Annotated in this window: 7 protein-coding genes and 1 tRNA gene; all 8 read left to right on the top strand. The window is 50.9% G+C overall.

What is annotated here, in order from left to right; genetic code table 11:
- Positions 1 to 133: 133 nt before the first annotated feature.
- The 8 genes from K2G41_RS02390 (at position 134) to K2G41_RS02355 (ending at position 12,593) form a co-directional block, all read left to right on the top strand.
- Complete coding sequence (locus tag K2G41_RS02390) at positions 134 to 1,015, top strand: hypothetical protein (protein WP_300113897.1); 882 nt, start codon at positions 134 to 136, stop codon at positions 1,013 to 1,015.
- 173 nt (positions 1,016 to 1,188) lie between these two features.
- Positions 1,189 to 1,275: transfer RNA gene (locus tag K2G41_RS02385), tRNA-Ser, on the top strand.
- 578 nt (positions 1,276 to 1,853) lie between these two features.
- Positions 1,854 to 2,735, top strand: a complete 882-nt coding sequence (locus tag K2G41_RS02380) for a TIM barrel protein (protein ID WP_300113894.1) — start codon at positions 1,854 to 1,856, stop codon at positions 2,733 to 2,735.
- 147 nt (positions 2,736 to 2,882) lie between these two features.
- Positions 2,883 to 4,373 carry a DUF4992 family lipoprotein gene (locus tag K2G41_RS02375; protein WP_300113891.1) on the top strand — a complete coding sequence of 497 codons (1,491 nt, stop codon included), beginning with the start codon at positions 2,883 to 2,885 and terminating at the stop codon, positions 4,371 to 4,373.
- A 22-nt stretch (positions 4,374 to 4,395) separates the two neighbouring features.
- Positions 4,396 to 7,749: a TonB-dependent receptor gene (locus K2G41_RS02370; protein ID WP_300113888.1), complete on the top strand. Its 3,354-nt coding sequence runs from the start codon at positions 4,396 to 4,398 to the stop codon at positions 7,747 to 7,749.
- A 12-nt stretch (positions 7,750 to 7,761) separates the two neighbouring features.
- Positions 7,762 to 9,951, top strand: coding sequence for a RagB/SusD family nutrient uptake outer membrane protein (locus tag K2G41_RS02365; RefSeq protein ID WP_300113885.1), 2,190 nt, complete (start codon positions 7,762 to 7,764; stop codon positions 9,949 to 9,951).
- A 217-nt stretch (positions 9,952 to 10,168) separates the two neighbouring features.
- Positions 10,169 to 11,869 carry a polysaccharide lyase gene (locus K2G41_RS02360; protein ID WP_300114576.1) on the top strand — a complete coding sequence of 567 codons (1,701 nt, stop codon included), beginning with the start codon at positions 10,169 to 10,171 and terminating at the stop codon, positions 11,867 to 11,869.
- 52 nt (positions 11,870 to 11,921) lie between these two features.
- Positions 11,922 to 12,593 carry a DUF3826 domain-containing protein gene (locus K2G41_RS02355; protein WP_300113882.1) on the top strand — a complete coding sequence of 224 codons (672 nt, stop codon included), beginning with the start codon at positions 11,922 to 11,924 and terminating at the stop codon, positions 12,591 to 12,593.
- The last annotated feature ends 1 nt before the right edge of the window (position 12,594 follow it).

Here is a 12,594-nt window from a genome sequence, read left to right as displayed (position 1 = left end):
GCCGAAATCTATCACGCATACATGATGCGCCGTAGGATTCGGAGGCCGGGCTTTTTTATCAGAGGATGAGGGCCGGGACATTTTTTTATTCCACGTGAGGGAGTGATTGAGAGGAAAAGCGTAAATTTGCCACATGAAACTATCCGACAGAATATCCGACTTTCTGACCAAAGCAGGCTCATCGGCAAAAAGCATCGTGAAAGTAGCCCTGCAATCCCGACCTGTAAGGCAAAATATCGCTGAATGTACCCGTCAGGGGAAACCTCTGATCATAATGGGCAACGGTCCGTCGCTATCAGATGTCATAGCCACGCACACTGACGATCTGGCGGGAAGTGTCACTATGGCTCTCAACTTCGCCGCAAATGCTCTGGAGTTCACGAGTCTGAAGCCAGACTATTATCTGATGGCCGATCCTCACTTTTTCGAGGGACGTGACGCAGATCCTAACGTGGCGAGATTGTTCGCGCGCCTCAACTCGGATGTTGACTGGCCGATGACATTGCTCGTGCCGCGCGGGCAGTCAGTCTCAACGCTTGGAATCAGCAATGAAAATATCCGCGTGGAAAATTTCAATTTCGTAGGTGCTGAAGGATTCCCCGCCCTCGAACGCACCCTCTACGACAGCGGACTTGCCATGCCGCGTCCGCGCAATGTGCTCGTACCCGCCATCATGACCGGTATCCGTGCCGGTTTCAAGGAAATCTATCTTGCTGGAGCTGACCACGGCTGGCTCTCTACGCTGAGTGTCAGCGAGGAGAATGAGGTTGTGAGCATACAGCCGCATTTCTACAAGGACAATGCCGAGGAGAAGCAGAGAGTAGCGTCGGTCTATCGCAACGTGAAGCTCCACGAGATCCTTCTGAGCTTCCATCTCGCGTTCCGTTCATATCATCGGTTGGAATCATACGCACGCCGACGCGGGTGCTCCATCTACAATTCCACACCCGGATCATTCATAGATGCCTTCGAGCGGCGTCCCCTGCCATTTGACAAAAGTCCGGTGACTGAATGACGAATCCGGCTCGGATAGCTACGCTACCCATTTAAAATACTAATACTATGTATCTTACAATATAAGGAGCACGATCTGTTGAAAATTTCCAATCGAAAGGATACGGATTACAAATTTTTTTCCTACCTTTGCACCGTCTAAAACAAACTCCGACGATAAAACGTCACTTCAAAGGAAGGATGCCGGAGTGGTCGATCGGGGCGGTCTCGAAAACCGTTGTTCCCTTACGGGAACCCAGGGTTCGAATCCCTGTCCTTCCGCTAATCAGCTGTAAGCCAATTGGTTTACAGCTGATTTTTTTACAATTTAGGCTGTAGGGACGCGGCGTGCCGCGTATGCCTGATAGAATACATGCATCAGCTCATAACAATCAGTTCGATTAAAATGTAAGCTAAAACTATTTCATTCGGCATACGCGGCACGCCGCGTCCCTACAAGCTAAAAGGCACAGCGGGATTTTATGCTGTAAAACATACATTTTAAGCATAGAAATATACAATAAGTACAGATAAGTGTAAGATTTACACTTTTTATTCAAAAAAAGATTTGTTTTTGTGAAAAAATATATATCTTTGCATTCGGTTACGAGTCTTAAAGTCAAAATAGTAAAGTTTGAATAATCTGTCAATTCATTCCCAATACATCAAAAAGGCAAAACATGGAAAATAAAGCATGTCAACCGGACATGATGTTAGTGTAGCTTCAACAATAACTTTATTATACGGACAATTAAGTTAACAAATAGGAAACACGAACGAGACTGACAACGTTGCAGATGCTATCAGACATTTACTCCCGACTTACATAAAACCTTAAACATACTAAATCTAAAACGACAATGAAACTGAAACATCTGTTCAGCCTTGTGATGCTCGTGTCAATGTCACTCCCTATCATGGCACTGACCAATAACAGCGACCACCGTTACAAAGTGGCTGCATGTGACTGGATGATGCTGAAGCGTCAGAAGCTCGGAGAGTTCAAACTCACTAAAGATATAAATGGCGACGGTGTCGAAATGGACATCGGCGGTCTCGGCGCACGCGACACGTTCGACAATAAACTTCACCAGCCCCATTTCCAAAAGCTTTTCCGCTCCACAGCCGACAGCCTTGGAGTAGCCGTACCGTCGATAGCCATGTCGGGCTTCTTCGGTCAGTCATTCATCGGCAAGCCTACTTATGCAGGACTTATCGATGACTGCCTCGCGACCATGGAGGTCATGGGATCGAAAGTGGCTTTCCTCCCCTTGGGCGGTATTCAGGAAGACTGGACCGTCAAAGGTCCGGCACGCGACGAACTCGTCCGCCGTCTGCGCGAGTCAGGCGACAAGGCTGCTGCCCGCGGTATGGTGATCGGTGTCCGTGTCCCCCTCCCCGCCAAGGATGCCAAGAAATTCCTCAAGGAAGTCAACTCTCCCGGTGTGAAGATCTACTATAATCTTCAGGACGCTCTCGATGCCGGACGCGATCCGGTGAAGGAGCTGAAAACTCTCGGCAAGGACAATATCTGCCAGATCCATCTCAGCAACACCGACGGCTATAACCTCAAGGATGATCCTGCCGTCGATCTTCCCGCCATCAAGGCTGCGCTCGACAAGATGGGCTGGAGCGGATGGCTCGTCGTCGAGCGGTCAAGAGACAAGGATCACGTCCGCGACGTGAAACGCAATTTCGGAAACAATGTCGCCTATATAAAAGAGGTGTTCCAGACAAAATAAATCATCAGCTCTCCAATCACCCAAAATAAACCATTAGCTTTCCAATCATTATTACGTCATCTGACAGAGACCGGTCTCTGCAACTTTCAACTATTGAATTCAACTAATTAAACCAATTTTTATAACTCAAACTATTGATCAAGAACCATGAACTACAGAATCAAATGGCTCAGTAGTGTATGCTACGCCACCGTGATGCTGTCACTCGTGACTTCCTGCGCCGAAGGCGTAGATGACAACGAGCGTTTCAGCCCCGGTGCTGGTGTGACCAATGCCCAGTTGGAAGCACCGAAGCTTGACCTTGATAATTTCAAGGTACAGACCGCTGGTGATGGCTCCCAGAGTGTTGACGTGTCGTGGCCCGTTGTTTTCGGTGCCGGAGGTTACCTTGCCAACGTCACCATCGTAAATGACCCCGAAAACCCCATTTCAGTGGTTAAGGATAGTGTCATAGACGGTTGCCACTTCTCATTCAAGCGTGAGCTCGACACCAAGTATGAAGTCAGTGTCGGAACTCTCGGCAACGAGAAACTCAACAACAAACCCTCTGTTTCTCCGTCAGTCGTGGCTTACAGCACCATGCTCCCTGCCACCACTATCCCCGTTGGTATTGAAATTTCTCAGTTCATCGCCGAGAACCTCCCTGCCAACTCGACTGACGAAATTGCGTTCGAACTTATCGGCGGCGAAACCTACCAGCTCTCAGGCAAAGCCGATCTGAAAGTTGCAAACGTCACCATCCGTGGCGACCGCTACAACCGTCCCCTCGTGGTCGTTTCTAATGAAGGTACATTCCTCAATCAGAACGGCCTTTCACTCCGCTACATTAACTTTGATATGTCAGAGGCTCCTCTCACCAGTCTCATCACTATCAACGGCGATGCTGATGCCCGCTTCTCGACTGAAGCCCTCGGACTCAAAGCAATGTCGAGCGATGTAAAAGACGGCTACATCGTGATGAACCCTGTTTCACTCGAATCATGTAATCTCCGCAATGTACCTTCAAGCATCATCGCAACCGGTGCGGTCAATGAAGGTAAATCAGGCTGGGCCTTCAAGAACCTCCGTATCGACAACTGCGTGGTTCAGTTCAACAAGGCAAACTCTAAGCCGGCTATCAGTCTCGAAGACAACTGGGGCTTTGCAGGCATCGAGAGAATGACCCTTAACAACAGCACATTCTACAACCTCGCCAATATCAAGTGCCGTTTCCTCCGCTACGGTGTCCGTATGAGACCCACACAGGCTTTCGGCCCCGGCGCGACCACCGAACACACTTTCACATATTGCACCTTCTACAAGACCTTCACAGGCGACCAGTTTGCCAACAACATGGACAACAGCGGTCTCGTTGCCACCATCAATCACTGTATCTTCTACGACATCATGCGTCTTGACCAGTATTGCTTCCGCTCCGGAACAAGCTGTGTGACTGCCGACAACGTTTCATGGCTTGCCGGTGACGAAGCCAAGCTCCACAACAATGTCCTGAAGATGTCAACCGAAGAAGATCCCAACTTTGCAGGTCCGACCACTGAAATGTTCAATCTTGATGAAGCCAAAGGCGGTGTCAACTTCCGTCCGCAGGCAGCTATCTGCGTCGAGAATAAGATCGGTGATCCCCGCTGGTTTGAATAAATACCTTAAATTATAAAAACAAATGAAACACTGTATAGCAAAAATAAGCCTCGTCCTATTTGCGCTTCTGATGGCAGTCCCCGCCTTCGCGCAGGACATTCTTTATCAAGCCACAGTTACCGACCCGCAGGCTGAACCCCTGATTGGTGCAACAGTCCGTGTCCCTGACACCGACATCGTTACCATTACCGACATCGACGGTAACTTCTCGATCAAAGTACCCAAAGGAGCAAAAGTGGAAGTCTCCTATATCGGCTATCTGCCCATGATCATCTCTGACTTCAACATAAAGACCATTGTCCTTCAAGAAGATAGTGAGTCTCTTGACGAAGTCGTAGTTGTCGGTTATGGTACCCAGAAGAAAGCCCACCTCACCGGCGCTATCTCGACTGTACCTATGGACGATATCAAGGATCTTGCTGACGGCAATCTTGCCTCGTCACTCAGCGGTCTCGTCAACGGTCTTAGCGTCAGCGGCGGTGAGAGCCAGCCCGGTAATTCCGCTCAGATGTATGTGCGCGGAGTCCGTAGTCTCGGCGATGTCGGCGTGCAGGTTCAACAGCCCCTTTTCGTCATCGACGGAGTTGTATATAACAACGACGTAAAGGTCGGTAATGTCACTACCAACCCCGGTGCTGAAGCCTTCAATAACCTTGATCCCAACGATGTTGAAAGCATCACTGTGCTTAAAGACGCATCAGCAGCCGTCTATGGTTCGCGTGCGGCAAACGGTGTAATCCTTGTGACCACCAAGAGAGGTAAACTCGGCGAACCTGTCATCAGCTATAGCGGAACTTTCGGTTTCACCGATGCTATCTCCAATCCTAAGATGCTCAGCGCATACGACTATGGCCGTCTCTACAACGCCATGGCCGCAGCGGACCCCACCAACACTACCCTCAACCACCGTACAGCTCTCTTCCAAGCAGATGAACTCAATGCAATGCGTAGCCTCAACTACGATCTTCTTGATGAAAACTGGAAGACAGGTTTCACAATGAAGCACAATGTCGGAATCAGCGGTGCGACTGAAAAAGCCAACTACTATGCCAACATCGGCTACTTCGATCAGGATGGTAACCTCGGTCGTCTCGACTACAACCGTTGGAACTATCGTGCTGGCGTTGACGTGACTCTCAAAAAATGGGTTAAGGCATCACTGCAGATTTCAGGTGACTACGGCGATAAGAATCGTCCTCTCGTAAAGGTCGGTGGTTCAAGCGATGAAAAGGCTTACAATCTTCTCCTCACACATCCCCGCTACATCCCTGAGTATGTCAACGGTTATCCCATTGCTACCTACGGTCCTACCAACTCACAGGTAAACCAGAATCAGAACTATAACCACACCGTGCTTCAGAACACCGGTGACTATAGCCGCAACCGAAATTCAAACTTCCAGATCAACACAAACATCGAGCTTGATTTCGGCTTCATCCAGCCTCTTCAGGGACTCAAAGCCCGATTCAGCTACGCGAAGAACATCGGCAACTCGAAGACCAACCAGTATGGTTCGGCATACGACCTTTACATGATGAACGTGCGTTCAGGTTCAGGTAACCACCTCTACACTCCCATTGCCGGTGAAGAGTCGGTTTACGATGGTCTCATGAACTCAACCAACTTCGTTCTCGCCAACGGCGGTGTCCCTGTTCCCAACGGTCAGGAAGGTGGTTTCCTCAGCCGTACAATGGATCGCACTGACAGCTATCAGATGAACTTTACCCTTACTTACAACCGCGACTTCAATGACCACTCCGTCAATGCCCTCTTCGGTATTGAAAAGTCTGAATTCGAAAGCGAATATCTCGAAGGTATGGTGACTTACCCCTACGAGTTCACTACCGGACAGTCAAACTCTGTAAGCGAGAAAAGTAAGGCTACAACCAACTTCATGCGCTCAGAGGCAGGTTCACTCTCCTATATCTTCCGTGCCAACTATGCTTACAACAACCGTTACCTCCTCGAATTCCTTCTCCGTATCGACTCCTCTACTAAATTCGCTCCCGAAAACTACTGGGGAACATTCCCTTCTGTATCGGCAGGTTGGGTAATCTCGGAAGAAGAATGGTTCCGCAACGCAGTGAGCTGGATCGACTTCCTCAAGATCCGTGCATCTTACGGTCTCACCGGACGCGACAACACCACAGCTTGGCAGTGGTTGCAGACCTACGGTACTGACCTTGACAAAGGCCCGGTGTTCGGCTTCGGCAACACAATCCAATCTGGATCGAACATCAAGATGAACGACAGATCGGCTGTCAACCGCAACGCTCACTGGGACAAGAGCTCCAAGTTCAACGCAGGTATCGACCTCAACCTCATCCACAGCCGTCTTAACATCGGCATCGACGGTTACTACACTTGGGATCGTGAAATGCTCATGCCTTTCTCATCAGGCTCAGGTGTCCCCGGTCTCGTAGGTATCAAGTCAGCTCCGATGAACTATGGTAAGATGAACCAGTACGGTGTCGAACTTTCGGTTAACTGGCGCGGTAACATCGGTAAGGATTTCAGCTACCGAATCGGCATGAACACCGGTCTCTCTGACAACAAAGTTCTTCTTATGCCTTGGGAAACTGAATACCTCTATCGTCAGATCACCAAGGGTCATCGTTCAGACATGGGTACTTGGGGTATGCAGTGCCTCGGCATGTTCCGTAATTTCCAAGAGATCGACGAATACTTCGCCAAGTACAACATCACCTCATACATGGGCATGAGCAAAGATCAAGTGCGTCCCGGTATGCTTATCTTCAAGGATGTACGTGGTCCTCAGCAGCCTGACGGCACATACGCTGCTCCCGATGGTGTTGTCGATAAGGACAATGACCAAGTGCAGCTCTCTAACCGTTCGAACCCCTACGGTATGACCTTCAACATCGGTGCCAACTACAAGAACTTCTCGCTCACCGCTCAGCTCAGCGCACAGTGGGGTGGCTACACCACTCTTCCCAGCGCGGCCATCTCGACCAGCATCAACGATATGCAGTACATTAATATGCCCTCATTCTGGGATCCGGACAATGTATTCGTATATGAGGATATTTATGATGCACAGAACCGTCTGCTCCTCGAAGCAAACCGCGATGCTTTCTACCCCAACCCCAACTGGAGCATCAACAGCACAGCTTCTACTTTCTGGCGCGTCAGCGCAGCAAGTGTCCGCCTCACCCGTCTGACACTCGCTTACTCTATCCCCTCTAAGTTCACCAAGGTTGTCGGCATCAACTCTGCCCGTTTCAATGTTACTGCCCAGAACCTCCTGAACTTCTATAATCCCTACCCCGATCATTTCATGAATCCGATGGCAGGAAGCTATGGCAACTATCCTAACCTCCGCAAATTCACCGTCGGTGTAAACCTCTCATTCTAATATCAAATCACAATGAAATTCAAATCATATATCGTAACTGCCGCAGCGTGTCTGGCTCTCGCTTCATGTTCCGACGACTTCATGAAGGATATGAAGAACTACGATTCGACCACACCTGAGGCATACAACTATCCTGAAGGAGCAAACGGTCGTCTCCAAGACCTCTACATGCTCGCTCTCCCGTATCACTACAACGGTGCTCTGCCTTTCTCCGCCCCCAGTTCCGGTGAGGCTGACGATATGGCCAAGAGTACTGAGGAATACAGTGGTTTCGGCTCTTTCGTCAATCCTCAGATCGAACTTTCGGCTACATCCAACACCAACGGTGTGCTTGACTTCTTTCAGGGACAGGCCGACAAGATCCGTAACTCGGCTTGGGGTCGTATCCGCGACATCAATGACTTCATCAATGGTGTCACCAACAGTTCACTCAGCGAGCAATACAAATCAGAGTTCCTCGGTCAGGCTCATTTCCTCCGTGCTTGGTGTTACTATCTGATGTTCCGTTGGTACGGCGGTATCCCCATCATTACTGAGGTCCTCGATCCCGTTCCCCAGAAAGGTGCGCCCCGTTCATCTACCAAGGAGACCTATGACTTCATCATGCAGGATCTCGACATTGCCGCTAATTATCTCGACGGTAAGGTTGCAGGTCAAAACAACTACGAATATGGCCGTCCGACTGTGGCAAGCGTTCTCGCTCTCAAAGGACGCCTCATGGTTCTCTATGCAAGCCCGCTCTTCAATCGTGCAAACGACAGAAGCCGCTGGGAGGATGCCTACAAGTTCTTCCAGCAGGCCATCCCTGAGATCAACAGATATGGTAACTATCTTGCCTACGAGAACAATCCTGGCACAAATGCCTCAAACTGGGCAAAGATCTTTATCGAAGGTGCTTCTGAAGCTAATCCTGAAGCTATCTGGTTCGCTCAGTACAACACCATCGCCTCAGGCGGTACTCCCGACTACTCCAAGAACAATGTATGGGAGAATGGTATCCGTCCCTCCAACAGTTTCGGTGGCGGCGGCAAGACCCCCTCGGCAGATATCGTTGACCTCTTCCCGATGAAGGATGGTAAACGCCCGTCGAGCTACAACTCTTATACCGTTCTGAATCCTTCTGATATCTCCTACAACAAAGATCTGCCCTTCCTTGACCGCGACCCGCGTTTCTACCGCACATTCGCTTTCCCCGGCGTATGTTGGGCATTCGAAGGTGATGCTGTAAACGCTGAGCGTCACTATCCCTACGAAGGTGTCAACTATCAGCTCTGGAACTATGTATGGTACACCAAGGCTGAGGACCGCGCCAACATCGAGAACAGTGATACCTACGGCCCCGACGGTCTCCTCGGTAATGTCAAGGGTATGTATATCCGTAAGAAAACCGATGACCTCCATGTCATGAGCGGCTACCGATATGTATTCTCACAGGGTAACGGCTTCAAGTTCTCTGCTGCTCCCAACATCGAGCTTCGCTACACTGAAGTTGTCCTCAACTATGCCGAGGCAGCTTGTCAGGCAGGTCATCCCGACGTGGCTGTTGAGCAACTCAAGAAAGTCCGCGGACGCGTAGGCTATACCGGTGACTGCGGTCTTCAGGCAAACCTCGCCTCTGACGAGGCAGCTTGTATGGCAGCTATCCTCTACGAACGTCAGATCGAGTTTGCCTACGAGGGCAAGCGTTTCGACGATCTCCGTCGCTGGATGCTCTTTGACGGCGGTCAGGGAACAGTTCCCGGCGCACCCGCAACATGGAAGCTAACCGGCTGGGGTGGCAACACCTGCAGCTATCTCGGCTTCGCACCTCTCAACGGTACCCGTCGTGAGAACATGGAATTCTGTGTTCAGGAGAAATACAACGGTGGTCTCGGCGGTGACAAGTGGGGCAGCGACGGCTCTAACCCCGATCCTCTCAAGGACGTGGAGCGCTGCGCAGCCATCGACTATCGCAACGAACTCGAACCGCAGCTCACCACCCTTGCCGAGTGGTACAACACCTATCTTGAACGCAAGGCAAAGAAGGGTGACAGCTACAATTCCGATCATCAGCAACTTTACATGGACTTCCGTCCCAACTACTATTTCCCCGGTCTCTCATACGGTGCTATGACAGCCAACCCGACCATCGAGCAGACTATCGGATGGAATAACGTTGCAAACGGCGGTGCTCAGGGTACATTCGACCCCCTCGCTGAATAATACAGTAACCCGACATAATTATCGTGGGGAATAAAGGGATGAACTAACCGATATTCCCCACGATTTTTTAACACTATTTTAAGATATAACTCCTTAAACCACAGAGTGACTTTCCGGTCTAATGTAAGTGGACAAAATGTCTCCTAATCAATAATCCAATCTATTACAATCCAAACCAACAATGAACCGTCAAATTACAACATGGGCAGTGGCAGCCATGATGACTGTCCCCGCGACAATGATGGCCCAGTATCCGCAGCTCACCCCTGAATGTAAGGAAGACTATCGCGTCATGATAACTGCGGCCCGCGAACATGCTGACTCCGCATGGGCCGTTGCCAAACCGATTGTCGAGAAAGAAGCACGTGAAGGCCGTCCGTATGTGCCTTGGGCTTCGCGTCCCGATGATCTCGTCAAAGCACCCATCCCCGCATTCCCCGGCGCGGAAGGAGGCGGCATGTACTCTCCCGGCGGACGTGGAGGCAAGGTGATCACCGTCACCAACCTCAATGACAGCGGTCCCGGCTCGTTCCGCGAAGCCTGCGAACAAGGCGGAGCGCGCATCATCGTGTTCAACGTCTCCGGTATCATCAACCTCAAGACACCTCTTTATGTCCGCGCCCCCTACGTGACCATCGCTGGTCAGACAGCACCCGGCGACGGCGTCTGCATAGCCGGTGAATCGTTCCAAGTGGATACGCACGACGTGGTGATCCGCCACATGCGCTTCCGTCGTGGCGACACCCGCGCCCACAACCGCGAGGACTCTTTCGGCGGTAATCCTGTCGGCAATATCATGATCGACCACTGCTCGGCCGAGTGGGGTCTCGACGAAAATATCTCCTTCTACCGTCACATGTATGATCCGAGCGAGGGTCAGTATGAGACCACTGAACTGAAACTCCCGACAGTCAATGTCACCATTCAGAACTCCATTTCGGCAAAGGCTCTCGACACCTACAACCACGCTTTCGGTTCGACCCTCGGCGGCGAGAACAACATGTTCACCCGCAACCTCTGGGCCAGCAACTCAGGCCGTAATCCTTCGATCGGTTGGAACGGCGTGTTCAACTTCGTCAACAATGTCGTGTTCAACTGGGTACACCGTTCATCGGACGGTGGCGACTACACCGCCAAGTTCAATATGATCAACAACTATTACAAGCCCGGTCCCGCCACTCCTAAGGAAGGCAACCTCAGCCACCGTATCCTCAAACCTGAAGCCGGCCGAAGCAAACTCGACCACAAGGTCTATGGCCGCGTCTATGCCGAGGGCAACGTGATGGAAGGTTTCCCCGAAATCTCGGCTGACAACTGGGCCGGCGGCATCCAGATCGAATCTGATCCCGACACCGGCGAGTTCACCGACTACATGCGCTCGAAAACTCCGTTTGAAATGCCTTACGTCCGCATCACTTCGGCTGACGATGCCTACGACTTTATCCTGAAAAATGTCGGCGCGACAATCCCTACCCGCGACATCATCGACGAGCGCATCATCGAGGAAGTACGCACCGGTGTCCCCTACTACGATGAGAAACTTGCTCCCAAGTACAACGGCGACACTTCAGGTCTGGCTGAGAAATCGCGCGCGGAGGACGGATCATTCAAATATCGCCGTCTCCCGAAGGATTCCTACAAAGTAGGTATCATCACCGATCCCATGCAGATGGGCGGCTATCCCGAATACAAGGGTACACCCTACATCGATACTGACAAAGACGGTATGCCCGACGAGTGGGAAATCACCAACGGTCTTGATCCCAAAGATCCCTCCGATGCCAACGGTGACTGCACCGGCGACGGATATACCAACATCGAGAAGTATATCAACGGTATCAGCACCAAGCTCCGCATCGACTGGACAGATCTCCGCAACAACTACGACACTCTTGCTGCAAAAGGCAAGCTGATGTAAGAAAAAACGTCAAGCAATACCACAAAATAATTTCATTACCGTTCACTGAATCATGAAATTCAACAGAACTTGTATATTTGCCCTGCTGCTCTCCGCGCTCTCTCTGAGCGCGGGAGCTGTAGAGCTCAACTCCGAGGGACGCGATCCGGCCTACGTCCAGTCTATCGTCGGACGTTCGCAGAAAATCGTCGATAAACTCGGCATCAACGATGAAAATAAGGCTAAAGATGTGACCAACATCATCGCCAACCGCTATTTCAAGCTCAACGACATCTACACTGTCCGCGATGCAAAAGTGAAAGCCGCAAAGGACAGTCTGACCGGCGAAGCCAAGAATCAGGCCATTCAGGCCGCGCAAAACGAGAAGGATGCCGCCCTTTACCGCTGCCACTTCGAGTTTCCCGCCGATCTCTCGCTCTATCTCACCCCCGAACAGATAGTAGATGTGAAGGACGGCATGACCTACGGTGTAGTGAAAGTCACCTACGATTCCCACCTCGACATGATCCCCACACTCACCGACGAGGAGAAGGCGCAGATCATGGCATGGCTCATCGAAGCGCGCGAACTCGCTATGGATGCCGAAACTTCCAACAAGAAGCATGAGGTGTTCGGCAAGTACAAAGGCCGCATCAACAATTATCTCACCAAGCGCGGCTATGACCTCACGAAGGAGCGCGAGGCTTGGTACGAGCGCATCAAGGCACGCGGAGGTAAGATCTGAT

The organism is Duncaniella sp. (genome assembly GCF_029056165.1).
GTDB lineage: Bacteria > Bacteroidota > Bacteroidia > Bacteroidales > Muribaculaceae > Duncaniella.
This window is presented reverse-complemented; position numbering and strand designations above follow the sequence as displayed.

Bases quoted from the DNA above. Each gene is read 5' to 3' on its own strand.
- K2G41_RS02390 (WP_300113897.1), top strand. From the start codon at position 134: ATGAAACTATCCGACAGAATATCCGACTTTCTGACCAAAGCAGGCTCA.
- K2G41_RS02380 (WP_300113894.1), top strand. From the start codon at position 1,854: ATGAAACTGAAACATCTGTTCAGCCTTGTGATGCTCGTGTCAATGTCA.
- K2G41_RS02375 (WP_300113891.1), top strand. From the start codon at position 2,883: ATGAACTACAGAATCAAATGGCTCAGTAGTGTATGCTACGCCACCGTG.
- K2G41_RS02370 (WP_300113888.1), top strand. From the start codon at position 4,396: ATGAAACACTGTATAGCAAAAATAAGCCTCGTCCTATTTGCGCTTCTG.
- K2G41_RS02365 (WP_300113885.1), top strand. From the start codon at position 7,762: ATGAAATTCAAATCATATATCGTAACTGCCGCAGCGTGTCTGGCTCTC.
- K2G41_RS02360 (WP_300114576.1), top strand. From the start codon at position 10,169: ATGATGACTGTCCCCGCGACAATGATGGCCCAGTATCCGCAGCTCACC.
- K2G41_RS02355 (WP_300113882.1), top strand. From the start codon at position 11,922: ATGAAATTCAACAGAACTTGTATATTTGCCCTGCTGCTCTCCGCGCTC.